Origin of the sequence: Pseudomonas aphyarum (assembly GCF_028657055.1) — a bacterium.
GTDB classification, from domain to species: Bacteria; Pseudomonadota; Gammaproteobacteria; order Pseudomonadales; family Pseudomonadaceae; genus Aquipseudomonas; species Aquipseudomonas aphyarum.
Genome location: NZ_JAMDGS010000007.1, coordinates 243,348 through 265,475, shown reverse-complemented (window position 1 = coordinate 265,475; position 22,128 = coordinate 243,348). Strand labels below are relative to the sequence as shown.

Here is a 22,128-nt window from a genome sequence, read left to right as displayed (position 1 = left end):
TTCAGGCGCGAGTAGACCGCCCGGCGCTTCTCGCTTTCCCCGCCCCACTCTTGCTCCCACTCGAAGCGGGCGACTGCTTTCCCACCGACTCGGCTCGCTCCTCGGCGGCATCGTTGGCGGCCAGCGCGCCTTCGCGCAGGACAAAGATGAAGAACTCGATGTTGTTTTCCAGCAGTTCGGCGGCCACTGACGGGCTGTACTTGATCGGGTTGCCGTCGGCATCCAGTACGCCTTCCCAGTCCTTCACGATGAAGTGGCTGAGCAGCATTGCGTGGTTCTGGTGCTCGGTCATTTCTCCAGCGATCACGCCTACCTGGCCCTCCTCAAACCGCGCGTCATTACGCTGAATGCGGCGCCGCATGCGCTCGAGGGCGACTTGATATTCAGGGTTGTCGATGCTGGCGAGCAGGATCTTGGTTTCGTCGTCGAACTTCGCCCAGCGCTCACCGGCGATCGCCGGCTTCTTCTTGCCCAGTTGCAGAGCCATTTCAATTCCTCAACGCCACGCCAATAAAAGAGCTCCCCCGGCCGGCGTTTTAACCGAGGGAGCCAAAGGGGTTTACGGGGTTGGATCAGCCGCTTCGCGGTTGATGGTCGGGCTGAGCTTGGCGACTGTGTAGTTGAGCGTGACTTCGATCAGGTCGCGCTTACCACCATTCGGCAGCTCACCGTCCACTTCCACGGCCGGAAAGTTGAACGTGTACTTGTTGCCCAGCGAGTCAGTGATCGGGAAGACAACTGCGATCGGCGTCCGGGTGAAGGTGTTCTTCCAGATCTCCCAGGCGCGCTTCGACCAGGCCAGCGTGATGCTGCCGGTGACCGCCGCCTCGGTGGCGATGTGCGCGCCCGGCCCCAGACGATCGGAGCCAAGGCAGCGCTGAGTCTGCAGGCTGTTGTCCAGATTAACGGTCATGGCCGAGACACAGGCCACGCCTTCCAGCGACTGGCCGTTCACCAGAATCGTGCCGACGTTGTTGTTCGACAGAAACGGGGTGGTAGTCGGCGCATTTGGCGAAACGACAATCGGGGTGTCGCCGTCGGTGTAGTCCAGGCACGCCATGTTGAACGTGGCGGTCACCTTACCTTCCGACGGGATGTCGAGCGCGAAGGTCGAGACGTGCGCGCCCTTGAACACGCCATAGACACCGACGTCGTTGTAGCCCTTGGCGATGCTGAAGGTGTGGCGGGTATCGCCGACACGCAGCACGTCAGCCGTCCAGACGCCGTAGAAGGCAGCTTCGAGCAGCTGGTCGAACGAGCCGAACGAGAACTCGGCCGTCAGATCGCCGCCAATATCAATGCTGGTGGCCACCGAGCCTTGGCTCAGGCGAGTGTCGGTGATTTCATCGCTGACTTCGGTGTTGACGGTCGGGGTCAGCGCGTTGCCGGTGAGGCGCAGCGTGTCCCAGGTGCCGGCGGGAGTAACGCCGGGCGTCACCTCCGCAATGATGTGGCTTACAACTTTTGCGCCAGAGCTCATTGGAGCCTCCTATTCGCGGGCATAAAAAAACCCGCAGGCGCGGGCGTGGCAGTTGCTTTGCTGTCAGCCGGCGCGAAACCGGATGTTGACGTTGATTTGGTAGAAGCCCTCGAACTCGCCGGCGACCACTTGGCTGGCTTCCATGCATTCAAGGTCCCCGGACATCCAGTAGGCGAAGTGCGCTTCGAGCTCATCGGCCAGTTCGTTGATGGCTTTGGTTCCGGTTCGCTCGCGGGCGAAGCACTGAATGCTGATCTGCCCGGGCTTGCGGGTATGCGGTCGGTCGGCCATGCCAGCCATGAATGCCGAGGCGTACTGAATATTCAGCCGGCACCAGAGGCCGGTCGCCGGCGGCGTGAACACCTCCGGCTGGTTCGGATAATCGATCCGCGCCTGGTCAATGCCAGTGAAGGCGACCATGCGTGCGGTGATGAGCGCCCTGATCTGCTCGAAGGTCATTTGTAGGCCTCGGATACGCCGATGAACGCGAGGTCATAAACCCCGCCGGGCGCCTGCGTGGAATGCCCCAGCTCCAGCATCTCGCCGTAGAGGCTGTTCGTTTGGATGTAGATGACGGGAAACTGGCCCGATGCTTTGATGAGCATGCTGCCCTTGCTGATCGTTTCGCGGCCGGACGGGTCGACGTTGTCGGTCACCGTCATGTCAGGCGCGCCGATCGATACCAGGTGACTGCCTCGGAACGTGCCGCCGATGTAGCCCTTCCCCGCTGCATGCGCCTTGACGAAATAGTTTTCCTCGCGCTCGCGCTTGGTCAGCTTCTTGAAGGCCTTGCCGCCTGTGCGCGCAGCGTTGCGTGCATCGACGTTCGCGTCATAGGCATCAGCCAGTGCTACGTTCTTCGTGCGCAACACCACGTTGGCCTGCCACAGGTCAGGGTTTCCGACCGGGGAGCGATTCACCACCTCTGTGAGCATGGCGGTCGCGATGACCCGCGCCATCTGGGTGATGTCCTCGCCAGCCTGGTCGGCGAAGTCCGTGAGGCTATGGCTCCAGCCCGCCTTGTTCGTCATCAGACTTTCCTCAGCTGGATCTCGTAATGGGCGCCGGCCGGGTCGGTCTGGACGTTTACCACGTCGAAATCGTTGATCTTGTGGCCGATGTCCGGAACCCCGCCGATCGTTTCGTTGGTCAGAGCGATCAGCAGTTGGTCGGTGGCGCGGATGTTCACGCCATCGACCTGAGCAATCTTGAACGCGTCGAACACGCCCCGGCCGGTGTATGCGATCACAACAGGGTCGCCCGCCGCCTCAGTGACCGGATCCCACGTTCCCGGCAGCGTCACGCCACCGCTGAATGGCTGCACTGCGTCCGCCAGATCAGTGTCGAAAGCCTCGGCCAGATCCGCCTGGATCTCTTCACGTAGACCCATGGGTCACCTGTACACGTTGAAGCTGAAGCCGCTGGCACGCCATGGTGCGAGCAGCCCCAGTGCGAACTGGACGCCATCGGGTAGCGCGGTTGATTTGCTGGTGTCGATCGAGGCGAACGTCTTGCTGGTAGTCACCGATCCGGCTTTCACCGTCTTGGCCTCCAGTGATCCCTCGGTGCGCTGCTGGTAAAGCTTGCCCTCCGAGGCGACAACCGCTAGCTCGGCGCCGGCCTGTTTCACCTCATCGGGAATGGCATCCATGTCGATGCCAGTCAGGTTTAGCGAGGTCAGATAGGCGTTGGCCTGCAGGACCGCCCGGGCCTTTTTGTCATCTGGAGCCCATGAAGGCCCGAGCTCGGCGTCAACGTCCGCCACGGTGATGTAGGTAGCCATCAGGCCTCCGCTTGAATGAGTGGGGCCGAAGCCCCGAGTGTTACTTGTTGGCTTTCAGCAGAGCGAGCAGCTCAGGCTTCGAGTCGTTGACCTTGTAGGCCACGCCCTTGGCATCGAGCTGCTCCTTGATCTGCACGACGGTCAGCTCTTCGAGCGGGTCGGTGGCAGCGGCCAAGCGATCTTTCTCTGCCTGCGCCAGCAAGTCATCGACCTGCTTCTGCAGCTCATCAGACTTACTTACCGCAGCGTCGCGGGCATCTGCCAGGCCTTGCATGCTCGACTGGATGCCGGACAGGGTCTGATAGAGGCGCAGCGCTGGACCATCACCCTCGACAGGGTTCAGCACGCCTGCTTCAAGGCCAGCGGCTAGCGCATTTACAGCGTCGAGCTGCAAAGCCTCGTGGGACGGTTCAGCACCACCGCCACTGTTACGGCCGCCACCTTCTGCGATGCGCGATCGAGCATGCTCCACGCCACCGGTTTCGCCGACGGTCTGCGGGCCGACAGTGATCTCACCCTCATCACCCGAAAAACCCCAGCGGGCCTTAATGTTCGGGTCGATGTGGTTGTCTTTTTTTACGGTCATGGGTTTCTCCTGGATCAGTGCTGCGCGGCGGACAACTAATCCGCCGCGCGCTCGGTTACGGCGTTGGCGCAGTAACGAGGGAGGTGATGAACGCCATAGGCACCTGCTTGCGAGCGAACTTGCGCTCCCAGTTGGTGGCCAGAGCCAGATCCGCCCAGTTCGCCGAGATCGGGCGAGTGGTGGTCGGGGTGCCGGTGATGGTGGTGCTGGTGAACGAGAAGCCCAGCGGATGCACAACGAAGTTGCGACGAGTCCACAGGGTTTCAGCGCCACCACCGTTACCGCGATCAGGCGTGCGGTCGTATTCCAGGCCATCCTCGCCTTCCGGCTGCTGCTCGGCGTAGCCGATAGCGCCCGGGCCGAAGATGATCGACAGGTACTTGGCGGTTGGGCCGGTGCCGATCACAGGCAGACCGTCGTCCAGAACGACCGGCATACCTTGGAAGCGACCGAACTCTGGGGTCTGATCCGCAACCGGCGCGAAGTCGATCTGGTTCTGAATCGACAGTTCGGTGTGAACTGCCGAGTGCATGGCGATAACGCTCAGGCCGCCCAGCTGGCCGGTGTAGTCGCCCATCGTGCCCTTGGCGCGGATCACTGCGGCCGGGTTGATGATGCCGCCGGCGTCTACGACCATGTCGCCGCCATTGGAGGCGATGTTGTCGTTGTAGATGCCCACTGCGGTGGCAATCGTGCGGCGCTGGGCCACGCGCTGCCAGTAGGAGATCAGGCGACCTGCAACGAACTCCAGCGGGTCTTGCTTGGTGATGTTTTTCACCAGGTTCATGCAGTTCCAGCCTTCGTTGAGGTACGCGGCGCGCGCCTGCATGGAAGCGCTGGTGACCGACAGCGGCACCGCGATGTCGGTGTACACGTCGTTCGAGTAGTTCGACTCGATGGACGCGTCCAGGTCAACCCACCACGGAATGGTGAAGGTGTTCGACGGGCTGGCCAGCAGAGTGGTCATGTCCGAGTTGGTGGTCAGGATGCCCGACTGGAAGAACGCGGTGCGCTCAACGGTGTTGACGGTGATGTAGTCGCGCAGCTCGTCGCGGAACACGACGTCCGAGAGAATGGTTGGCATTGCTGAATTTCCTTTTACTTGGCCTCAGCAGCGGCTTTCATGCGCGCGTGCTCGGCGGGGTTGGTTCGGCGAAGCTCTACGCGCTCCATGCCGGTCATTTGGTCCCACGTTTTGGTGGCCCCGCCACCCTTACCCCCGGCAGCCCCGCCGCCGTTCGCTTGCGTGCCGCGCACCAGTGATGCGTAGCGCGGCGCTTGCTGGAATTCTTTTGCCAGGTCATCGAGTGTTGCGATGGTCAGGTTACCGGAGGCGTCCGTGACCTTGACCTGGCCTTCTACGATCTTCAGGCGGCGCTGGACGAACTCGGCGAGGATCTCGGCGTTTTCGCCGTCGGCGATGCTGCTGGAAACCTTCGAGGCTGCCGACGTCAGGTCGCGGCGCTCGATGTTTGCAGTCAGTTCGGCCAAGCGCGTACGCTCTTGCTCAAGGGCTTGCTGAGAGCTGGTATACAGCTGCTCGTATTCGCCGTTCGCTCGCTGCGATTCTTCTTGCAGGCGTCGCTGTTCCGCTTCAGCTGCGTCGCGCTTGCGCTTCTCTTCCTTCTTCTCGGTGAGTAGCGTTTGCACTTGGTTGCGCAAGCCTTCGAGGTCATCGCTGATCGTAGGCAAGCCCTCAACGACGAGAACGAAGTCATCGCCCATGGCCTTGTAGAGCGCCTGCATGGCCGCATCGAGCGCTTCGTATTCCGCCTTGCTGATCTTGTACTTCATGTCATCCCCCGGATGATTTGCCGTTGGCTCAGCCTCAGGCATAAAAAAACCGGCTCAAGGCCGGTCGTTTGTGTGGTTCTTTGTCAGAGCCCTGCTCGCTCGAAAGCCAGCGGCTCAAGGTCTTTCAGCTGCTGAAGGGTCAGCGTCTTGCCGTTGTCATCCACGAACTTCTCCAGCGTCAGCTCGCCCTTGGTGAAGAGCGCGTAGCGGTTCGGGCCAAGGATATCTCGCTGGAACGCAGCAGGCTGGCGCGAAAGCCACTCCTGATAGCTCGTCTTGCTGGAGACCAGCGTGACGCCGTCAGGGCCGATTGAGGGCCGGGTAGAACCGGGAATCTCGCGGGCAAACTGATCTTTCAGCACTGGCAGCGCGCCTGACCTGCAATTCCAGTGGCCGGGTGGCTTGGGGTCGTCCCATCCGTAGATGTGCTGATCCCTCGCCTGACACATGGCGCTGGTCTTGCTGTCGAGCGTGGAGATCCAGCGCCAGCCCTGCAGTATGTCGTCGTTGGCCTTGAGCGTTTCCATGCGCGCCGTGCTGGCGACATGGTTGGTCATGGTGCGAACGAGCGATGAAGCCTGATCCTGATGCAACTGGTGGATACTGGTAAGACGCCGACCGATCTGCTGGCTGGTCTCGCCCAGGCTGGAGCCGATTTGAATCTCGCCGATGATCTCGGCTGCCTTCTTCGTGCCGAACTGGTCAAGCGCACCGCTGATGCTGATCCGCTGCACGCCCTTGCGAGCCTCCAGCAGCATCGGGTCAGCCAGTGCCGCCGCGCTCACCATCTCAGCCGATGGCACGTTGAACTGAACAACGGCCTTGATGACCTTGCCGAGCATCTTGCTGTTGAACTCAGCCTCGTAGACCGCAAACTCGCCTAAGTCGAGCTGCGCCCTGCCCTTCATGTCGTCATAGATGCCCCGCAGATCGCCTTGGAGCGTTTCTATCTGCGATGTGTACCGACGCGTGCCGTAGGCGCTCAGCCCGGCCGCAACGCGAGCCTTCGCCGTATTGATGGCCTTGCTGATGAATGACGCCACCCGCTTCAGGTTGCCGCCGGCGTATCGCTGGACATACACCTGGTGCCGAGTGGTGGCATCCGTCAGATAGCCTTCACTACTCATCCTTCACCTCTGGCGGCTCGTTCGGCTTCAGCGGGTCATCCTCGCTTCCCGGTACCGGCGCTTCTCCCTCGCGATCGTCGTCAATGTCGTCGTCCGTGCGGTCAGACTCCAGCACACCCGCCTGACGCAGGTTCGTGCGCAAGTCCTTCTTGGCGATGATGCCCTGTTGCCAGAGCTGCATCTGAGCCAGGATCGACTGCGCGTCCATGACCTGATCGAAGAACTCTTGATTGAGCCAGAAGACAGTTCCAGTCTCGTCGATCGCGTCCATCATGAAGCGCTGAGCATCGAACAGTGACAGACGCACAGCCTCGGATACGTTGCCGGCGATCGTGCCCAGCACCGAGTTATCCGAGCTATAGCGGATGCGAACAGCCTCTGCCGTCTCTGCGCCGCCGCCCTGCTGGACGATACGAGCGCCGATCATGAGCATCTGCTCTTGCTTATCTTTCATCAGCTCGCGGGCCAGCTGCGTTTCCTTGGCCTGGAGCATGACAGCGGAGCCCTGCTTGCCGAGGTTGTGGCCGCGTCGCGAACCAATGTGCATTCCGTTCGGGTTCAGCTTGATGAACTCGTCAGGCTGAATGTCCGTGGTGATGAACAGCGTCGGCTGCGAGCTGATGAATCCCGCCTCTTCCACCGTGGCGCTATTGCCGTAGTGGAGAATGTTCACCTCGGCCAGGTCTTCGAGCGGCGCCTTGTCGATGCTGGCGTCGTTGTTCTGGGAGCCGAAGAAGTGGAACGGGATGTGATCGAATGACTTGCCAGTCTTGTCGGTCGGGTTCGTCTCTACGCCGTCCGGGGTGTCTTCCGTGTACACACGCTGAACGTAATTGCCGTCGATCAGCATCAGCGCGCGGTATTGATCCTTGGCGGTGAACTCGAACCCGTCAGCCGTGGCTTCGTTGATCTTTTCGTGCAGCACTACCAGCGTCAGCCGGCGTACACCGTCGATCACATCCTCGCGCCAGTTGACGATGCTCTCGGCCGGATAGAAGTGAACGTAGGCACGCGCATTCGCGGCCTGGGCGACTGTGAGAGACGTCTGCCCCTCTGGCAGCTTTACCTTTGGGAAGTCCACCAGCAGCCCGCCGCGACCAGTGTCGAGGCATTCGCCGGTTGCTTCCTTGCACAACTGCTCAAGGCTTGAGCCGTCGCCACTGACGTTTTCGAGCAGGTAGTCGATGGCCGGTGGCAGTTTGATTTCCGCCGTCTTGCGGAACACCGCCCCCAGCAGGCCGGTACGCGTGCGGCCGGTGACGTTGAGGAACATCGCCCGTTTCTTCAACTGCTCATATCGCGCGATGTTCTCGGGCGACTGATTGAGCGGGTCAGGCATGGGCAGGTATTCGTTGTACTTGCGAACCTCTCGCGGCCCGGCTACGCAACGCTTGACCAGCTGCCAACCGGGCAAGGCATCGCTGTACTCCTGCCTGATGGCGCTGTAGTTGGGCATATGGGCCTCAGAAAGTGAAGGTGACAGGAATGTGGGTCATCGGCTTGATGATTGGGTAGTCGTGGTGGATGAAGTAGCCGCCTGCGTCGTTCGCGTGGTCGACGCCTGACTTCTTGTCGGGCTCGCCATTCGGCGCCCATACCTGCTGTTCCAGGCCATCGGCATAAGTTGGGCAGCGCAGCGGGTTGACCAGGTAGCGCCGCTCGCCATTGGCGTTGCAAAACATCGCGTTCATGGCGTTGATGCGGTCTTTCACCGGCGGGTTCGCATCTGGTGCAATGACGCTGAATCCCGCTTGGCGCAGGATGGCAATGTCCGTCTCACTGGCATTTACTGACTTGCGGGAGCCGCCCGAGGCATCCGGATAGATCCGAATCTCGCAGGTTTTTTCGTAGTCCTTGCCGTTGTAGCGCCAGTAGCGTTCCTTGATTCGCCGGATCATGTCCGGGGTATCGAAGCCATTGATCAGCTCGTCGACTGCCCGAGGCTTCCCGTCTGCGCGTTTGACGTGCGTGATCGCAGCCATCTTGCCGACGTTGAAGTCCATGCCGATGAACAGCGGTTCGCCGGACTCCACCGCGTCGAAGCAGCCATTCAGCTTCCGGTCGTACGCGTGGTAGATCGACCCGGCATTCAGGTTGACGAACTGCCCGTTGAGGTAGGCCAGGATCAGCTGCGGCGGGTAAGACTCCATCAAGGATGGGATGTAATCGGGCGGCAGGTTCAACTCGTTGTCGAACGTGCTGGCCTGTACTAGTCCGTACATGCCTTGCAGTGAAGGCTTCTCGCGCAGTTGCTTCACGAACTGCTGGTAGACGAACTTGAACCCTTCAGGGGTCGTGGTCACGTCTACGCCGTTCTTCAGCCCCTGCTCGTTGTAGCGCATACGGGCAATGATCTTGCGCCAGGCGTGCTCAGCCTTGAGCGCGGGTAAGACGTCCAGCTCATCCACCAGCGCGTGGCCAATCTTGAAGCCTACGATCGTCTGGGGTTTTTCCATCGAGCGGCAGATGGTCGTGCTGCGGTACTGACCACCGCTGTAGAACTCGACTTCCTTGTCGCTTTCCTTCGTCTTGACCTTCAGGCCCCAGTCGAAAGCCACCTCTTCAATCGTCGGGAAGAAGATGTCGCGGATCTGCGGATAGGTCGGAGCGAAGTACCCCGAGTTGATTCGCGGCCACTCCCATACGTGCTTGCAGATACCCGCGCAGCCTACCCACGTTTTCCCGGAACCAAACCCAGCGACAAAGCCGCGAAACTTGTTCTCCATCTGGAGGAATTTCGCCTGCGGGACGTTAAGCGTCGGCATCAGGCTTCCTCGCGTCCACCACGTCTACCTGCACTCGGGTGGGCGGGAGGTTGTCGTGAGGGTTTTCGTTTTTGGTTTGGCGATTGACGTAGACATCGCCGACTTCCTTCGCTGCCTGCTCCAGTAACTGGGCAGTCAACGCCATGTTCTTCATGTTCTCGGCCTTCTCGGCCATGCGCCCCAGGGTGCGAAGTCGATACGCCCGGTTGGCGATCGGTATCTCTGCCGTCTCTTCACGGAAGCGCTTGCGAGTGTCTTCGAACAGGGTGCGCCACTTAGCTGCCAGATTGGCGCCGGCGCGCTTTGTTGGATCGTGTTGCTCCACCTGCTGGCGGGTCACATCGATGTCGAATTCTTGCTTAACGTTTTGTGAGACGAGCGTGGGAGTGTCGAAACACGCCAAAGCCTGAACGATGAAGGCTTTCACATCGTTTTTCAGGGCTGCCATAGATTGGATTCCGTCTCATGCCTGTCTCACATTCAGGCCAGCTTAAGCAGACAGGTTCCGCAGGCCCTCGAAATGTTCAATTTCCCCACCTCAGCAGGATTGTTTGCAGCGTCCACCAGCTCTTGCACTTGAGGGCTCGCCCCATATCGACGCACCACACCGACGAACTCTTCAACGTCGTGTCCGCGCATCTCAAGCTTGGGCAATCCTTCCTGGGTGAACTTGGGTGCGCCGTACTGATCCTTCGCCTGGGCGATGTGGTACAGCTCATGCTCCACCAGTGCGCAGAAGTCAGCATCGGAGCATTGGACGCAGTAGTCAGCAGCCAAGGTAATGATGTAGGCCGGCACGTGGCCGAACCAATCACGCATTTGCTGCTCCATCCGAGCTTTCTGCCAGCCACCGGCGCGGAACGCTACCTGTTCAGCCTGACCCACGACCGTGCGCCCCTTCTTCGTAAAAGCGGCAGACGCCCACATCACGCGGATGTCCGCATCGATCAGATGGGCGTGGTCTTCGTTGTGGATGCTGCCGGTGTCGGCAAGGATTTCGGCTTGGAGCCAGTCACACACCTCTGGCGCAGGGATCAGGCGAATACCGAAGTCGCTCAGGTCAGCCAGCTCTAGCAGGCTCGCTGGGGGGTGTGGCCTGTTCAATGGAGATCACCTTGATCTCGCCCCACACGGGGCGATAGTCGATGTGCTTACCGTCAGTGCTGCGCAGAGGCACGTCGGCCACTACAGCGATACCGGCTTTGGTGTCGCAGTAGGCCACGCAGTCAATTCGCCGGCCGTCGAGAAACACTTCTCTCTGACCTCGGCCATCATCCGCCCAATGGACGTGCTCACCTGCTTCGTCACTCATGGCTCACTCCAGTGTCGCGACACAATTTGCACTCTCGCGAAACGTGTCGCGACCTACTTGCTCTGACTGCGCTTGATCTGCGCGTCCACCTGATCTGCGCAGGTGTCGAGCAACTGGATGGCGCGGTCCTTCAGCTCCCACACGTCACCGTTGAGGCGGAGATCCGAGTCATCGGTATCTATCCGCTCGCAAGGGATCAGCTCAGGCGCTTCAATTCTTACGGCTTGGGTCTTTGTTACCACCGCCGGCTTTCCCGCGCAGGCCGTCAGGCAGAGGCTGAGCAGCCCAATCACGAACAGGCTTGCTGTTACGTTTGAGGTCTTCAAAGTTCTTCTCCGCCTTTTTGGCTTTTGCCTGACTGGCCTGTAGACGCTTGTTCAGGTCTTTCTGGTAATCGGCGTTGCGCTGGGCTTCGGCGCGTAGCGTGGTGATCGTGGCCTGGCTTTCGAGGTTGGCGTCGACCGCCTTCTGCTTCTCGCCAGCCTCGAACTTCACGTCGGCGCGTAGGGCGATCACACGGTACTGCTGAATCCCGACGAGCAGGACTGCTACCAGGGCGATGATGATTGCAGCAGCGAAGGCCTTCATGCGGCATCCGCCTTGCGACCGAGGAAGCGGGTCACCAGCTCGCGAATGGCTGTCACGCCGAGGAACCCAATAGTCCCTCCGGCGGCAATCGATAGGCTTGAAGGCCAGGCCATCCACTCGATAACGCTGGACGCGACCAAGCTCAGCGATCCGCAGATCAGCGCCTCGAAAATAATCCGGCGCACGCTGGTTTCTTTTCCGTCGTAGATGACGCGAAGCAAGCAAACGGTGATGGCCATGATGACGCCCGCCATAAGCGGATTGCTCAACGCCAGCCAGAGCTTGGCCCATGTGTCTGGCTTGTCAGGCATGTTTGGCATCCGGGTTGCCTCCCCCTTGGGGAGATTGATAAATCCGGCGTCCGCTGCACTCCCAGCTCGGGGCTATGGGTGTGGGGAGCCGAAAACGAAAAAAGCCCCTGCGAGTGCAGAGGCCCTGAATAGGTGCGCTCGTCTTTCCGAGCTGTCGACCAAAGGCCTTCTCAACGTCGACGCCCCTTTGCATCGATCTCGCTGATCCAGTCTCGCGCCACCCTGCAGCATTGTGAGGTCAGGGCGCGCGGGCTGCCGGTGTTTATCCGTAGCACTGTACTTACCGGCTTATCAGTGTCCAGACCTCCCGAGGGCCGCTCTGGCTGCGGTGATTTTTAGGCAATAAAAAACCCGGCGCGGTGGCCGGGTTTCGTTTGTCACTCCTCGATACGCGCAGGAATGACAGGATGGGATTAATTTCGCTCATTCGCTCACTGATGTCAACAAGCAATCACGCAGCTTGTTCAATCAGCAAACCCTCGCCTCCGAGAATGTCCGCGGCGTGTGCCAGAGCTTCGTTTACCAGGTCATCAGCAGCCTTGCCGATATCCTGACGCCACCGGCGGCGAGTTGACTCCGGCGTGCCGTCGTTGTCCCAGGTGTTCATGTCGTAAAAGCTGTCCTTGAGCACGATCATGTCGGCGGATCGGGAGCTGTCACGCTTGACCTTCGCTTGACCAGCAGCCAGCGCAGCCTTCACCACTGCCTCACGGCGCCACTCTGGCGCATCGATTGGGATCTCGACGGACACGGAGGTCGCAACCTTCGGCCGCGCGCCCTTCAGTTGCGGGATAGCCCAAGCAGTGGTCGCCTTGAACAGGAACAGCTTCGGCGCCGGCGTGTTGATCTGGGTTTGCAGTGCCGCAATGGCTTGCACCTTGCGCCCCTTATGGGTGCTGTACTTCGCCACCAGCGCATCCCAGTGCTTTTGCTCAAGCGCGCTGTGCAGTCGGGCGGATACCCAGCAATCCACCTGAGTGCGGTCGATGGTGTCAGCACCACGGGAGCGGACCAGTGTAGCCAGATCCCCGCCCTCCTCCTCATCGGCAGAGTTGTAGAGCTTCTGCCACGCCTGCTTGCTGGTGTTGTCGATTGCCTCAGCCGCGAGGGCCGAGACAACTGCGTTCAGAACACTTGGATAGATCATGCTGCAGCCCTCTTCAGTTCGCGGGTCTTGGCTCGGTATTCGGCCTTGATGATTTTGATTTCTTCGACGGTGTACTTGCGGGGCTCATGAGGCCCTTCGAGCCATGCCACGGTTTCGGCGCCGATGCGCTGCACCAACCGGATGCGGTACTCGACCGCGTTGCCGGACAGGTTGCGATTGCACTTCACACACTGGCGGTGAATATTCAGCGGCTCGAAACGCAGTTCAGGACACGCTCCAACGGATCGGTAGTGACCAGCGTCCCAGCGGCTGCCGGTCATCAGGTCGTTGTCGTTCGGCATCGAGTCGCAGCTGATGCAGGGAAGGTGCGCGTCACGCAGGCGGACGTACTCATTCACCGCCGCCTGGGCTTCGCGCAGGTGATCCGCCCTGCTCTTCAGCTTCTCCTTGCGGACCTTGATCTCGGCGCGCCCAATTTGAGCCAACGCCTTCCGGGCTTTCTCGGTGTTCGCCGGCGCGTGGGCCAGCGCGCATTTCGGGCTGCACACGACCTGCGTGGTGTTGAACATCGGCGCGAACTTCTCGCCGCAGGCCTTGCAGGTTTTCTGCTTCACATCCTTGAGGGCAGTACGCATCAATACCTTCCCCCCCATTTGTCCTGCTCAGTCCAGCGCACGCCATGCTCAGCGCCGAAGGCATGCATCAGCTCGAACAGATCGCTGAACCACTTCTGCGACTGCTTGCGGGTCGATACCGCCATCACCACGAAGCCACCGTCGAGGCCAGGCTCTGCACGCTGCTTCTCCAGCGAGGCACTGAAAAGGCACTTCCAGTCTTCGCTCGTCAGCTTCTTGCCGTGCCAGACGACCTGCTCGGAAACGTCCTTGAGCATTGCCCACATCTTGCGGTTGCAGACGTCAGGGCGCTTCTCGTCCTTGATGACCACGATCTTGGGTTTGGTGAAGTCGGTTGCGTGCAGGACGCCCATGAGGCGGCTGATGTCGCGCTGGCTGCGGATTGCGAACTCGTTCATGGACGATTCCTCCGAGAGTCTTCACGCATCGGCTCGGTGACAGCCTTCTCAACGGTCCAGCCATACCGAGCGATTCGGCTTTGCGCGACCTTTGGCGGAATCCCGAAGTGCTTTGCCAGCTCGAACACCGTCCCGCGAACACCTCGGACGATGTGACACTGCTCGCGCATACTCCAAAGTTTTACGGTCATGTCAAAAGCCCTCCTTGCCGCGCTGAGATTCCCAGTCGAACGGGACCACAATCATTCCGCCCTCGCGCAGACGGTCGACGCAGCGGTCACCCATTGCGGCCGGCAACTGGCTGGCTTCGAGGTTGGAGATCACAACCGTGGGGCGCTCCTGCTCGTAGCGGCCGTTGATGATTGCGAACAGGGTTGTCAGCTCGAAGTCGCTCGGCTGCTCCTTGCTCACGCCTACCTCGTCCAGCACCAGGAGATCGGGGTCGATCAGGCTCGACAGAATCTCGGCCTCGCTGCGTTCGCTGTGCTTGTCGTACGTGGAGCGGATCGCCTGAAGGATTGCGCCGACAGTGCGGTACACGGCCGTCCGAGACGTGTTGTGCAGCAGCTCGTTGGCCATGCCGGCGCCGAGGTGCGTTTTCCCGGTACCGGGCTTGCCGATCATCACCATGCATCGACCGGTCTTCAGGATCTCGTCAAAGATCTGCACGTAGTGCTGGCAGAACCGGAGGGCTTTGCGCTGGCCTTCGTTCTCGGCCTGGTAGTTGCCCAGGGTGCGAGTGGTGAAGCGTTTCGGGATCAGCGCATCGCCCAGCTTGCGAGCGAGGGACATGCGCAGTTCCATGGCCTTGTTGGCCTTCTCGGCCGCGTCGGCTTTCTCGCGGGCGATACGGCTGCACTCAGGGCAATTGCTTCTGAGTTCCCGGCCCAGCACTGCGTAGTCCTTCTGCTCGTAGGCGCCGTGGGTTTCGCACTCGGCAGGCTGGATGCGGGTTCCCGGCGGCAGTTCCGGAGTGGTTTGGACTGGCTCAGAGCGCATAGCTGCCGTCCTCCCGCTGCTTCAATCCGGAGGTGTAATCGCGCTCGGCGAAGCCAGTGTGGCGAGATTGCGCCTCACGCTTCACGAACGGTCGGACGTTGCTGGACCGGTTCTTGTCGTCCTTGACCCACTTCACCAGAAGGGAAACCCACTTGGACTGTGTTTGCAGGAGGCCAGTTGTTTCATGGTGAGCGGTGAAAGGTGCCACGGCCTCCTTGGTGAACAGGTCAGTCGATACACCGAAGTGGACGCAGTAGGTCTTCAGCAGATTGGCGTCAGGCGTCCAATCCAGCGTCATCTCTACTGGGGCCTTTGGGTCAACAGGCGGCTCGTCTTCATCTAGGGGAAGGTCTTCAAGATCATCGAAGCCTTCGAAGCTTGAGCCCGGAATTTCTTCGCCCGCGTTGTGAGAGTGGTGTTGATCCCTTCCATTCCCTTCCCCTTCCCTTCCGGGGGTGAGGGCTCGACTACCATTCGACGACTCCTCGTCGAGTACTCGGCTACCACTCGGCGAGCTTTCATCAGGGCCTCCGATAAATGCCGGGTACTTGAAGGTGCGCTTATCGATTTTCTGGTGCCGCCAGCCGCGCACATGGAGGTAGGTTTTGCCCTCGACTGAGTAAACAGCAATCAGGTCGGATGATTTCAGTTCGCCCAGCAGGCCATCAACCGATTCAACGGTTATGTCGTCGCCAGGGAACACGAGGGCCTTAATGGTCCGCGGCGACAACGGGTGATTGCCACCGTCGTCACAGAAGTTCCAGATGCCGATGAATAGGAGACGGGCCAGCGGCGTGCAGGACATGACCTGCTCGCTCGACCAGAACTCCGGCTTGACGGTACGGATGCGAGCCATCACGCGGCCCCCTTGAGTGCTTTGTCATGGGTGAACAGCCCGTCCCACGTCTTCTTCATTGGCAGCTCGCCAGCCAGATACAGGTCGTACAGGCGCACGGCCCCCTTCTTGAGCAGAACTGGCGTGAAGGAAACGAACGGCTCTTTGCCGTGGGGAGTGACTTCGTGCTGATGCTCGGTCATGTACTTGTCGCGGGCGTAGGACGCCACACGGAAGCGCAGGCCGGATTTGCTCTCGTTGTAGAGCCAGTTACGGCCTTCAAGGAATTTTCCAACCTGCATGACGTTGACCCCATTGAGGCCCTTGCAGAATTGGGTGTGGGTCATCCCTTCCTTGAAGAGGTTCTCCATGGAGTGGATTTTCGAGGCTTGCTGGTGGTTCTCGATTCGCAGAACTGCTGTCTGCTCGATCTGGTCGGCGTACAGCCTCAACGCTTCCGCGTAGGACGGTATAGACACAGGTTGCGCGGACTGGGCCTCCAGCTCATGCCAGCGGCGAATAACTGTCATCCGCATGGCGGCGCTATAGCCGGTGAGCAGGCAGTCGGTATGCTCACGATCAAGCATGTACTCGGTCTGCTCACGATTCAGCGGGTCGAGATAGATGCATCCAAAGTTGGATGCATCCTCGCCAAGGTCTTTCAGCATCGAAAGAACGTCGCGCTTCACGTGGAAGTGAGCCTTCCCAGTTAGCTCGGCGATCTCGCGGGAAGACATCGTGGTACGCGACACGTTTTCACCGTTGCCAAATTGTGTCGCGACACTGGCCGGGGTATTGATCGTTTGGATTGATTGGTGCATGATTCGCTCCAGTTGTTACTGCTGTTGAAAAAGCCACCCTCGTCCGGTGGTTTTTTTATGCCTGTTGAAAAGTGGGCCCTTCTTCAGGCCCTGTGTGAGGGCCTCACCTATCCGGTAGAGGGCCTCTTAAGTCCCACCAGCGTCAGGACTGGCGCTTTGTGCCTGCCAACGAAGACCGTTGCTCCCGAGGTGATCGCCTCGAGAAGGATCTCGTTTACCGCCTCTTCAAACGTCCACCCTCTTGCCTCCATGAGTTGGTGAACTTTGGCGCGGGTCTCTGGCGGCACGTTTTCTTCTGTGAACTGCATTCGTGCCCTCCTGAGGGCCTCTAGCCCGCGATATTCTTGAGGTCCTTGAGGTCCTCGGGCATGAGCGCTTCGATCGCGCCATTGACTGCGGCCCACTCCAACATCTCGAACAGATACGTCGCGTACTCCCGGCGGCTTTTGTCGGCGGCGCGCTGCAGCTGTCGATCGAGCAATGGATACAGACGGATCTTCCTGGCGATGTCTCGGCGCTGGTTGAGGGGGTCTTTGAAGCCCATACGGGGATTGCTCCTTGGTGGTTGAAATTGGTTATGCAGCGGATTTCTTTGGGTGGGCCTCGGCAAGCAGCCAGGCCGGGTCGAACGGCTTGCCTTTCTTGGCAGCCAGATCGGCAATTTTTTTGGCGTAATCGGTTTCACCGGTGTACTCGGTGCGCGGCAAGGCGTCGGCCTCCAGCCACTTGTAGATGGCGCGCGGGGTCTTTCCGCAAGCCAGCGCTACAGACGGAACACCACCGGCGTCATCAATCGATTTCTTGAGCGGCCGCATAAGGCCTCCGAGTTAAATATGAACTTGCGGTACATATTATGTCGGAACTGAAAGTACATGCAAGCGCATGCAACCATGTACCCATGGTTCAAATAGAAGATTTGCGCGCTGCGTTCGTTGCCCGCCTCAAAAAGGCCTTGGCAGAAAAAGACATCCCCGAATGGGGTGCAGGCGCTCGCCTAGCGAAAATGGCTGGCGTCACGCCAAAGGCCACCAGCAAGTGGATGAACGGAGAGTCCATGCCTGGTGGCGCTAAGATGCTCGCCGTGGCCAATGCTCTTGGCGTACGCGTTGAATGGCTGGAGTACGGTCGTGGCGAAATGGTCGAAAGCTCCACTCCCCCACCGGCTGAAGACCCTCGAATCCCTCCGAGAGGATTCGATCTAAAGGATGACCCAAGCTACACGGGCGTCTTGCAGCTCACTGCTCAGGGATCGGCCGGCACCGGCGAAGACAACACTCATGTCGAGATTCGCGGCGTGATGGCGTTCAAGTCCTCTTGGTTGCGCGCCAACCATCTCAACCAGCGACACCTCGATGTCATTTATGCGACCGGCCACAGCATGGAGCCGACCATCAATGACGGCGATGTGCTGCTGGTGGACGAGTCGAAAATCGAACCGAAAGACGGCCAGATTTTCGCCATGCAGAGCGCCACCAAAGGCACGATCGTGAAGCGCCTGGTGAAGTCGGATATCGACGGCTGGATTATTCGAAGCGACAATTCGGATAAGGCGCGCTACGGCGACGAGGTTCTGCGGGATGGTGAAATAAACGAAGTTCGGATCATTGGTCGCGTCGTGTGGCGCGGCGGAATGCTGTAGTGCATTGCAGGAAATGAAGCCTGAAAACATCCATGCGTCTAAAAAATTATAATTAGCCGACTAACGGAGTAGCATGGCGACCTCAGACAAAGAATCGTCGACCTCATGGGTTGATGGTGTTGCTTCGATTATTGACGCGGTTACAAATCTCTATACTACCGTTGCTGCGAAATCACCGTTCGTAGCCGATACTGTGGTGATATTGGTTTTCCTTCTGCCATTCTTTTGGCTGATTTGCCGACATATGGGGATTAGCGTTAGGGAGAAACACGCTACTGAGCGTGTCAAAGATGCCAGGAAGGCCGCAAAGAAAGGCGCGAAGAAAATTTCCGGAGGACCGAGAACATGACACACACACTGATAGCCCTCGTTTCAGCGATGCTGATCGTGGCGTATTGGGTCGTTTGCCGTCGACGCTCTCTTGTCCATAGAGAGAAGGCAGCAGACCTGCTGGTCGAGTTTTTTGATAAAAAGGGCGTAAGCGAAAGCGACAAAGACGCGGCACAATTTTTCTTCCGCTTTGCTGCGAGCTGGTTCTTCATGCCTCTCATGACTGTTCTGGCATTCCCCGTGATTCTTGGTAAAACGCTGTCGAAGCGTTCCTCCACCAGTGACGGCGGCAAAGATAAGGACTTGATCATTGATGAAATGATGAAGATGTACATGTTTCGCAATCCAATCACTGGCGCCGTGTGCTTCTTGGCGTTCTTCGTGATGGTGTCAGCGGCAATGCTGCTCGGCCTTTTTGCGAATAGGTTGCGGTCGATTCCTTCGCCGTCTGCCGTCTACATGACTACAGCCGCCAAGGTCTACCATCACCCGCCACGTAGGCACGCCCACTAAATAGCAGCCCGGCCTAGCGCCGGGCTTCTTGTTTCTGCGCTCCCCGATCTGATCCGTAGCCCGCCATTGAGCGGGCTTTTTCATGCCCGCGAGAAAAATATGTACTTTTGGTACTTGACGCAATGTGAACCATTGGTACATATTTAACCCATCGCAGCGACACACAGCCACTGCGAAGGGCCTCAAGAGACCCGCCGCTCTTTAACAGTCAGGAATCTTCGCGGATCGATCCCCGGAAACGGGCATAGCGCGAAACACAAACTTCGATCCCCATGCAGGCTCTGGAACCTGCCGGACTCCCCTAATGGGAGGACGCCAAACCATGCAAGCCAGCCGGCGAATAACACCGAACACGAAATGTGTGACGCCGGCTAGGTGGGGAAACCGCGGCGCCGAGTATGGGGCGGACAGCAACACGGAATTTTTCACTGATGCACCTGGTGACGGGTGCATTGGGAAAACAACCGGGAGCCACAAATGAGCGAGTTCAACTACGACTTGGCCAAGGCCTCGTTTCCAAGCTTCGGCGATTACGCGCTGATCGAAATGAAGCGCCACGGTGTACCGAACGAGATTTACACCCACAAGGTGGTTGGCACATATCAGTCGAACGCTTGGGTGGACGTGCCGATCCAGTCGCCGCCAACTGCAGTGATTCACAAGGGCGAGATGCAGGCTGTGGCCCGAGTCATCGTTTGCGGAATCAGCGAGGACAGCGTCTACACGGTTCGCGTGGCAGATATGAAGCCTCGAACAATGCCCATGCCTGACGCTGAGGTTCAGCAATTGATGCAGTTCTACGAAGTGAAAGACATCCGCAGCTTGATCGACCAGCAAGCCGATCACGTAAAGATGCTGCAACTGCGGCTTTCACCTTTCCTGAATGAGCCCAACCCAGTAGCAAGGGTTCGCGAGGGATGAGAAGAATCCTGAGCGGGGATTAAGCCGCCTCCGCCACGACCGTCGGACAATACGGTCTTTGTGGGCACTCCAAAGCAGTGTTCGTTTCGCTCCGTATGAGCGAAGGCTTAGCCAATGAGCCAAATCAAGAACGCTGACAGTCGGAAGAGTACGACGGACAGCCGGGAAAGACTGGCCCGATCACCTCGAAAGAGGCTGCATCGGAGAGTGATCGAAGCGTGCCCAAGCGGGCTGCAGCGCTAGGATCGCAAAGCCCCGTAAATCTCCTGAGCTGGGTCTGCCAGCCAATACCAGAAACGCGGCGGGAAACAAGCGGGGGTAGCGCCCCGGTGTTTCGATCACTCTCCGATGCGGACGAAACTGCGGCCTATAACCGCCCACCTGCATCAAATCCCAGAATCGGTTGTTATCGAGCGCTGGTGAACTGAATACGGCCGTGGAACTCGGCGCCGGAGACGTAACCGGCAAATAGATGCGGCGTTGAAAGCTGGGTTAAACGCTTCGGCGGCCCTGGAGAAACGCAGGTTAATAGGCGCCAGTTTTGCTGGTTGCTCCTCCGAGCGGTCGTCCCGAAAGGGTCCGCTCTCGCCGGAATCGCGCCCGGCCATCTGCACCCACCTCCCCGACCAATCCCGAATGCACTCCCCTCCGCGCCCAACGGCAACCAGCAGAGCGGAAGAGTGCATCCGAGTTTTGTTGGATCAACCACAGAGGCATCAATTATGCGCCCCGTAATGACGCGAATCGGCAATCCCCACACAGGCTTTAAAGGCACTGGCGAAGCGCTTTTCCATCACTGGGGCGTTGAGACAGTTGAAGCGGAAACTGGGTTTGGAAATTTCAAGGTAGCGGTCGTTGAGTTCCCTGACGGTCGCGTCGACACCTTTCTCCCTTCGAACATTCTGTTCATTGATGGCGAAGATCAGGCGCAGGCGGTTATCGACGCATTTAACGGCGATCCGAAAGCCGCATAACCACAAACACTGGAGGTCGTCATGCACAACTGCACCGACACACAAGCAGTTTGCCGAGGTTGCGGGCTGAAGCTGCGCGGCTCGCCATCGTGGAAAGGCGGCCTCGCCTATCACCCCGAGCCGAAAGGTGAAGTCCACCGCTGCCATTACGGCGGCTGGGTTTGCTCGCGCCGCTGCGACATCCGCGCCTGCGTCGAGCTGGAAGGAACCATGCCGGGGTGCGGATCGGTAAACGGCTATGCGCGTCTATCGCCGTACGCCAAAGAGAGCATTGAGCGCCATTGGCCGGAGGCAGCATGAACGCAGCACTGAAACTCTGTCAGGCCATGTACGACGCGCAGTTGCCTCCGACGGTGAGTGAGCCGGACGATCAGCGCGAATGGTTGGAAAGCGCCGCTGAACAGCTGGTGTGCGGCTCGGATGTGGAATGGAAGCGTCGGTTTGGCCCGGCGCAGAAAGTGACCTCAGCGCAGTATGCCGAACACCTGCAGCTGCACCTGAATCAGCGCCAGATCGACGGGCTGGATGATCGCGACTCGTTCGCCAACCTGGTGCTGGCCGTCGTGGTCGGCAGTCCGGCCGAGGCGCTGACACACGCCAAGCGCCTGCTAGGCACCGAAAGCCCAGTCACGGAGTTGGAAACGATCGCAGCCGACCTCCTCCGTCCGCACGCCGCCGAAGCAGTGGCAGCTGAGCGCGAGGCTGTCGAGGACGACAAGTTATGAGCAATCAGGTAGCACTGGCCCGGCTGGGCCTTGAGATCGCCAAGATGAAGAAGACCTGCACTCCGGTGCCGGATCGCACCTTCGTCATGGGCATGATCGAAATGGCGGAGTTCGCCGAGATCATCGACACCCGCACCGCCAATCGTTATCGGGATGCGCTGGACGCCAAGTTCGTCGAGCGCAACGCGCATCTGAAAGGAGTTTCGGCATGACCACTGCACCGGTTAAAACACTTCTTGATGAGCAACTGGAGGAGATTGAACGCAGCCTCGCGGTTATCGGTGCGGGCATCCCCCGCGAACTTCCTGTTTCGGCGCTCCCCCCTCCGCTGGTAGCTGCCATCAAACAAGGCCGCATCGCCGTGAGGGCTCGACCATGAATCTCGTCTACTGGGTTCTCGTTGCGGTCCTGGTAGCCGGTGCAGGCGCTTACGGCATCGTTCGCGATGGCCAGGGTACGTGCCAAGTGCCGCGCTCCACCACCT

35 protein-coding genes are annotated in these 22,128 nt (G+C 59.5%); 8 read left to right on the top strand and 27 right to left on the bottom strand.

The features are described from left to right. Position 1: 1 nt before the first annotated feature. The 27 genes from M5G18_RS11640 to M5G18_RS11510 form a co-directional block, all read right to left on the bottom strand. On the bottom strand, positions 2-487 hold the full coding sequence (locus tag M5G18_RS11640) for a hypothetical protein (RefSeq protein WP_273899894.1): 486 nt from the start codon (positions 485-487) through the stop codon (positions 2-4). A 72-nt stretch (positions 488-559) separates the two neighbouring features. Beyond that, complete coding sequence (locus M5G18_RS11635) at positions 560-1,480, bottom strand: phage tail tube protein (RefSeq protein ID WP_273899896.1); 921 nt, start codon at positions 1,478-1,480, stop codon at positions 560-562. Between the two features lie 63 nt (positions 1,481-1,543). After that, a complete protein-coding gene (locus M5G18_RS11630) occupies positions 1,544-1,939 on the bottom strand; it encodes a phage tail terminator-like protein (protein WP_273899897.1) in 396 nt (131 codons plus the stop codon). Next, positions 1,936-2,511 (bottom strand): HK97 gp10 family phage protein, encoded by a 576-nt coding sequence (locus tag M5G18_RS11625; RefSeq protein WP_273899898.1) that lies wholly within the window; start codon positions 2,509-2,511, stop codon positions 1,936-1,938. The genes M5G18_RS11630 and M5G18_RS11625 overlap by 4 nt, the downstream gene beginning before the upstream one ends. Then, on the bottom strand, positions 2,511-2,870 hold the full coding sequence (locus tag M5G18_RS11620) for a hypothetical protein (RefSeq protein ID WP_198833647.1): 360 nt from the start codon (positions 2,868-2,870) through the stop codon (positions 2,511-2,513). The genes M5G18_RS11625 and M5G18_RS11620 overlap by 1 nt, the downstream gene beginning before the upstream one ends. 3 nt (positions 2,871-2,873) lie before the next feature. Continuing rightward, positions 2,874-3,263, bottom strand: a complete 390-nt coding sequence (locus M5G18_RS11615) for a DnaT-like ssDNA-binding protein (RefSeq protein ID WP_273899901.1) — start codon at positions 3,261-3,263, stop codon at positions 2,874-2,876. A gap of 40 nt (positions 3,264-3,303) precedes the next feature. Beyond that, positions 3,304-3,849 carry a hypothetical protein gene (locus M5G18_RS11610; RefSeq protein WP_273899902.1) on the bottom strand — a complete coding sequence of 182 codons (546 nt, stop codon included), beginning with the start codon at positions 3,847-3,849 and terminating at the stop codon, positions 3,304-3,306. 55 nt (positions 3,850-3,904) lie between these two features. After that, entirely contained in the window at positions 3,905-4,933 is a 1,029-nt protein-coding gene (locus M5G18_RS11605; RefSeq protein WP_273899904.1) for a hypothetical protein, read from the bottom strand. A 14-nt stretch (positions 4,934-4,947) separates the two neighbouring features. After that, positions 4,948-5,643: a hypothetical protein gene (locus M5G18_RS11600; RefSeq protein WP_273899905.1), complete on the bottom strand. Its 696-nt coding sequence runs from the start codon at positions 5,641-5,643 to the stop codon at positions 4,948-4,950. A gap of 83 nt (positions 5,644-5,726) precedes the next feature. Next, on the bottom strand, positions 5,727-6,770 hold the full coding sequence (locus M5G18_RS11595) for a minor capsid protein (protein WP_273899907.1): 1,044 nt from the start codon (positions 6,768-6,770) through the stop codon (positions 5,727-5,729). Further along, on the bottom strand, positions 6,763-8,226 hold the full coding sequence (locus tag M5G18_RS11590) for a DUF4055 domain-containing protein (RefSeq protein WP_273899908.1): 1,464 nt from the start codon (positions 8,224-8,226) through the stop codon (positions 6,763-6,765). Before M5G18_RS11590 ends, M5G18_RS11595 begins: the two co-directional genes overlap by 8 nt. Positions 8,227-8,233: 7 nt before the next feature. Continuing rightward, on the bottom strand, positions 8,234-9,535 hold the full coding sequence (locus M5G18_RS11585) for a terminase large subunit domain-containing protein (RefSeq protein WP_273899910.1): 1,302 nt from the start codon (positions 9,533-9,535) through the stop codon (positions 8,234-8,236). Then, complete coding sequence (locus M5G18_RS11580; protein ID WP_273899911.1) at positions 9,522-9,983, bottom strand: DUF2280 domain-containing protein; 462 nt, start codon at positions 9,981-9,983, stop codon at positions 9,522-9,524. The genes M5G18_RS11585 and M5G18_RS11580 overlap by 14 nt, the downstream gene beginning before the upstream one ends. 32 nt (positions 9,984-10,015) lie before the next feature. Continuing rightward, positions 10,016-10,639, bottom strand: a complete 624-nt coding sequence (locus M5G18_RS11575) for a putative metallopeptidase (protein WP_273899913.1) — start codon at positions 10,637-10,639, stop codon at positions 10,016-10,018. After that, a complete protein-coding gene (locus M5G18_RS11570) occupies positions 10,596-10,847 on the bottom strand; it encodes a hypothetical protein (RefSeq protein WP_273899914.1) in 252 nt (83 codons plus the stop codon). The genes M5G18_RS11575 and M5G18_RS11570 overlap by 44 nt, the downstream gene beginning before the upstream one ends. Before the next feature lie 53 nt (positions 10,848-10,900). Further along, on the bottom strand, positions 10,901-11,089 hold the full coding sequence (locus tag M5G18_RS11565) for a hypothetical protein (protein ID WP_273899915.1): 189 nt from the start codon (positions 11,087-11,089) through the stop codon (positions 10,901-10,903). Further along, the gene (locus M5G18_RS11560; protein WP_273899917.1) at positions 11,058-11,435 is read right to left on the bottom strand and encodes a hypothetical protein; all 378 of its coding nucleotides are present in this window, start codon (positions 11,433-11,435) and stop codon (positions 11,058-11,060) included. The genes M5G18_RS11565 and M5G18_RS11560 overlap by 32 nt, the downstream gene beginning before the upstream one ends. Then, complete coding sequence (locus M5G18_RS11555; RefSeq protein WP_038861473.1) at positions 11,432-11,755, bottom strand: phage holin, lambda family; 324 nt, start codon at positions 11,753-11,755, stop codon at positions 11,432-11,434. Before M5G18_RS11555 ends, M5G18_RS11560 begins: the two co-directional genes overlap by 4 nt. A 442-nt stretch (positions 11,756-12,197) precedes the next feature. Beyond that, positions 12,198-12,893 carry a hypothetical protein gene (locus M5G18_RS11550; protein ID WP_273899919.1) on the bottom strand — a complete coding sequence of 232 codons (696 nt, stop codon included), beginning with the start codon at positions 12,891-12,893 and terminating at the stop codon, positions 12,198-12,200. Next, positions 12,890-13,489: a recombination protein NinG gene (locus tag M5G18_RS11545; RefSeq protein WP_273899920.1), complete on the bottom strand. Its 600-nt coding sequence runs from the start codon at positions 13,487-13,489 to the stop codon at positions 12,890-12,892. Before M5G18_RS11545 ends, M5G18_RS11550 begins: the two co-directional genes overlap by 4 nt. Further along, the gene (locus M5G18_RS11540; RefSeq protein WP_064361120.1) at positions 13,489-13,887 is read right to left on the bottom strand and encodes a recombination protein NinB; all 399 of its coding nucleotides are present in this window, start codon (positions 13,885-13,887) and stop codon (positions 13,489-13,491) included. The genes M5G18_RS11545 and M5G18_RS11540 overlap by 1 nt, the downstream gene beginning before the upstream one ends. 192 nt (positions 13,888-14,079) lie before the next feature. Further along, the gene (locus M5G18_RS11535; RefSeq protein WP_273899921.1) at positions 14,080-14,886 is read right to left on the bottom strand and encodes an ATP-binding protein; all 807 of its coding nucleotides are present in this window, start codon (positions 14,884-14,886) and stop codon (positions 14,080-14,082) included. Then, positions 14,876-15,742, bottom strand: a complete 867-nt coding sequence (locus M5G18_RS11530; protein ID WP_273899922.1) for a DnaT-like ssDNA-binding domain-containing protein — start codon at positions 15,740-15,742, stop codon at positions 14,876-14,878. The genes M5G18_RS11535 and M5G18_RS11530 overlap by 11 nt, the downstream gene beginning before the upstream one ends. Further along, positions 15,742-16,542, bottom strand: a complete 801-nt coding sequence (locus M5G18_RS11525; protein ID WP_273899924.1) for a Rha family transcriptional regulator — start codon at positions 16,540-16,542, stop codon at positions 15,742-15,744. The genes M5G18_RS11530 and M5G18_RS11525 overlap by 1 nt, the downstream gene beginning before the upstream one ends. A gap of 107 nt (positions 16,543-16,649) precedes the next feature. Beyond that, the gene (locus M5G18_RS11520) at positions 16,650-16,850 is read right to left on the bottom strand and encodes a hypothetical protein (RefSeq protein WP_083352050.1); all 201 of its coding nucleotides are present in this window, start codon (positions 16,848-16,850) and stop codon (positions 16,650-16,652) included. 20 nt (positions 16,851-16,870) lie between these two features. Next, positions 16,871-17,086, bottom strand: a complete 216-nt coding sequence (locus M5G18_RS11515; protein ID WP_064588254.1) for a hypothetical protein — start codon at positions 17,084-17,086, stop codon at positions 16,871-16,873. Between the two features lie 31 nt (positions 17,087-17,117). After that, positions 17,118-17,357, bottom strand: coding sequence for a helix-turn-helix domain-containing protein (locus M5G18_RS11510; protein WP_064588255.1), 240 nt, complete (start codon positions 17,355-17,357; stop codon positions 17,118-17,120). Positions 17,358-17,440: 83 nt separating this feature from the next. On the opposite strand from M5G18_RS11510, the gene M5G18_RS11505 reads away from it, so the two are divergent. The 8 genes from M5G18_RS11505 (at position 17,441) to M5G18_RS11470 (ending at position 22,023) form a co-directional block, all read left to right on the top strand. Next, entirely contained in the window at positions 17,441-18,181 is a 741-nt protein-coding gene (locus M5G18_RS11505) for a LexA family transcriptional regulator (protein WP_273900053.1), read from the top strand. 345 nt (positions 18,182-18,526) lie between these two features. After that, a complete protein-coding gene (locus tag M5G18_RS11500; RefSeq protein WP_273899930.1) occupies positions 18,527-19,024 on the top strand; it encodes a hypothetical protein in 498 nt (165 codons plus the stop codon). A 477-nt stretch (positions 19,025-19,501) separates the two neighbouring features. After that, positions 19,502-19,945 carry a hypothetical protein gene (locus tag M5G18_RS11495; protein WP_273899932.1) on the top strand — a complete coding sequence of 148 codons (444 nt, stop codon included), beginning with the start codon at positions 19,502-19,504 and terminating at the stop codon, positions 19,943-19,945. A gap of 722 nt (positions 19,946-20,667) precedes the next feature. Continuing rightward, positions 20,668-20,919 (top strand): hypothetical protein, encoded by a 252-nt coding sequence (locus tag M5G18_RS11490; protein ID WP_273899933.1) that lies wholly within the window; start codon positions 20,668-20,670, stop codon positions 20,917-20,919. 21 nt (positions 20,920-20,940) lie between these two features. Beyond that, positions 20,941-21,219 carry a hypothetical protein gene (locus M5G18_RS11485; protein ID WP_273899937.1) on the top strand — a complete coding sequence of 93 codons (279 nt, stop codon included), beginning with the start codon at positions 20,941-20,943 and terminating at the stop codon, positions 21,217-21,219. Continuing rightward, a complete protein-coding gene (locus tag M5G18_RS11480; RefSeq protein ID WP_273899938.1) occupies positions 21,216-21,644 on the top strand; it encodes a hypothetical protein in 429 nt (142 codons plus the stop codon). Before M5G18_RS11485 ends, M5G18_RS11480 begins: the two co-directional genes overlap by 4 nt. Continuing rightward, positions 21,641-21,856 carry a hypothetical protein gene (locus tag M5G18_RS11475; protein ID WP_273899940.1) on the top strand — a complete coding sequence of 72 codons (216 nt, stop codon included), beginning with the start codon at positions 21,641-21,643 and terminating at the stop codon, positions 21,854-21,856. The genes M5G18_RS11480 and M5G18_RS11475 overlap by 4 nt, the downstream gene beginning before the upstream one ends. Next, positions 21,853-22,023, top strand: coding sequence for a hypothetical protein (locus M5G18_RS11470; protein WP_179294971.1), 171 nt, complete (start codon positions 21,853-21,855; stop codon positions 22,021-22,023). Before M5G18_RS11475 ends, M5G18_RS11470 begins: the two co-directional genes overlap by 4 nt. Positions 22,024-22,128: the final 105 nt, after the last annotated feature.

Bases quoted from the DNA above. Each gene is read 5' to 3' on its own strand.
- M5G18_RS11640 (WP_273899894.1), bottom strand. From the start codon at position 487: ATGGCTCTGCAACTGGGCAAGAAGAAGCCGGCGATCGCCGGTGAGCGC.
- M5G18_RS11635 (WP_273899896.1), bottom strand. From the start codon at position 1,480: ATGAGCTCTGGCGCAAAAGTTGTAAGCCACATCATTGCGGAGGTGACG.
- M5G18_RS11630 (WP_273899897.1), bottom strand. From the start codon at position 1,939: ATGACCTTCGAGCAGATCAGGGCGCTCATCACCGCACGCATGGTCGCC.
- M5G18_RS11625 (WP_273899898.1), bottom strand. From the start codon at position 2,511: ATGACGAACAAGGCGGGCTGGAGCCATAGCCTCACGGACTTCGCCGAC.
- M5G18_RS11620 (WP_198833647.1), bottom strand. From the start codon at position 2,870: ATGGGTCTACGTGAAGAGATCCAGGCGGATCTGGCCGAGGCTTTCGAC.
- M5G18_RS11615 (WP_273899901.1), bottom strand. From the start codon at position 3,263: ATGGCTACCTACATCACCGTGGCGGACGTTGACGCCGAGCTCGGGCCT.
- M5G18_RS11610 (WP_273899902.1), bottom strand. From the start codon at position 3,849: ATGACCGTAAAAAAAGACAACCACATCGACCCGAACATTAAGGCCCGC.
- M5G18_RS11605 (WP_273899904.1), bottom strand. From the start codon at position 4,933: ATGCCAACCATTCTCTCGGACGTCGTGTTCCGCGACGAGCTGCGCGAC.
- M5G18_RS11600 (WP_273899905.1), bottom strand. From the start codon at position 5,643: ATGAAGTACAAGATCAGCAAGGCGGAATACGAAGCGCTCGATGCGGCC.
- M5G18_RS11595 (WP_273899907.1), bottom strand. From the start codon at position 6,770: ATGAGTAGTGAAGGCTATCTGACGGATGCCACCACTCGGCACCAGGTG.
- M5G18_RS11590 (WP_273899908.1), bottom strand. From the start codon at position 8,226: ATGCCCAACTACAGCGCCATCAGGCAGGAGTACAGCGATGCCTTGCCC.
- M5G18_RS11585 (WP_273899910.1), bottom strand. From the start codon at position 9,535: ATGCCGACGCTTAACGTCCCGCAGGCGAAATTCCTCCAGATGGAGAAC.
- M5G18_RS11580 (WP_273899911.1), bottom strand. From the start codon at position 9,983: ATGGCAGCCCTGAAAAACGATGTGAAAGCCTTCATCGTTCAGGCTTTG.
- M5G18_RS11570 (WP_273899914.1), bottom strand. From the start codon at position 10,847: ATGAGTGACGAAGCAGGTGAGCACGTCCATTGGGCGGATGATGGCCGA.
- M5G18_RS11560 (WP_273899917.1), bottom strand. From the start codon at position 11,435: ATGAAGGCCTTCGCTGCTGCAATCATCATCGCCCTGGTAGCAGTCCTG.
- M5G18_RS11555 (WP_038861473.1), bottom strand. From the start codon at position 11,755: ATGCCAAACATGCCTGACAAGCCAGACACATGGGCCAAGCTCTGGCTG.
- M5G18_RS11550 (WP_273899919.1), bottom strand. From the start codon at position 12,893: ATGATCTATCCAAGTGTTCTGAACGCAGTTGTCTCGGCCCTCGCGGCT.
- M5G18_RS11545 (WP_273899920.1), bottom strand. From the start codon at position 13,489: ATGCGTACTGCCCTCAAGGATGTGAAGCAGAAAACCTGCAAGGCCTGC.
- M5G18_RS11540 (WP_064361120.1), bottom strand. From the start codon at position 13,887: ATGAACGAGTTCGCAATCCGCAGCCAGCGCGACATCAGCCGCCTCATG.
- M5G18_RS11535 (WP_273899921.1), bottom strand. From the start codon at position 14,886: ATGCGCTCTGAGCCAGTCCAAACCACTCCGGAACTGCCGCCGGGAACC.
- M5G18_RS11530 (WP_273899922.1), bottom strand. From the start codon at position 15,742: ATGGCTCGCATCCGTACCGTCAAGCCGGAGTTCTGGTCGAGCGAGCAG.
- M5G18_RS11525 (WP_273899924.1), bottom strand. From the start codon at position 16,542: ATGCACCAATCAATCCAAACGATCAATACCCCGGCCAGTGTCGCGACA.
- M5G18_RS11520 (WP_083352050.1), bottom strand. From the start codon at position 16,850: ATGCAGTTCACAGAAGAAAACGTGCCGCCAGAGACCCGCGCCAAAGTT.
- M5G18_RS11515 (WP_064588254.1), bottom strand. From the start codon at position 17,086: ATGGGCTTCAAAGACCCCCTCAACCAGCGCCGAGACATCGCCAGGAAG.
- M5G18_RS11510 (WP_064588255.1), bottom strand. From the start codon at position 17,357: ATGCGGCCGCTCAAGAAATCGATTGATGACGCCGGTGGTGTTCCGTCT.
- M5G18_RS11505 (WP_273900053.1), top strand. From the start codon at position 17,441: ATGGTTCAAATAGAAGATTTGCGCGCTGCGTTCGTTGCCCGCCTCAAA.
- M5G18_RS11500 (WP_273899930.1), top strand. From the start codon at position 18,527: ATGACACACACACTGATAGCCCTCGTTTCAGCGATGCTGATCGTGGCG.
- M5G18_RS11495 (WP_273899932.1), top strand. From the start codon at position 19,502: ATGAGCGAGTTCAACTACGACTTGGCCAAGGCCTCGTTTCCAAGCTTC.
- M5G18_RS11490 (WP_273899933.1), top strand. From the start codon at position 20,668: ATGCGCCCCGTAATGACGCGAATCGGCAATCCCCACACAGGCTTTAAA.
- M5G18_RS11485 (WP_273899937.1), top strand. From the start codon at position 20,941: ATGCACAACTGCACCGACACACAAGCAGTTTGCCGAGGTTGCGGGCTG.
- M5G18_RS11480 (WP_273899938.1), top strand. From the start codon at position 21,216: ATGAACGCAGCACTGAAACTCTGTCAGGCCATGTACGACGCGCAGTTG.
- M5G18_RS11475 (WP_273899940.1), top strand. From the start codon at position 21,641: ATGAGCAATCAGGTAGCACTGGCCCGGCTGGGCCTTGAGATCGCCAAG.
- M5G18_RS11470 (WP_179294971.1), top strand. From the start codon at position 21,853: ATGACCACTGCACCGGTTAAAACACTTCTTGATGAGCAACTGGAGGAG.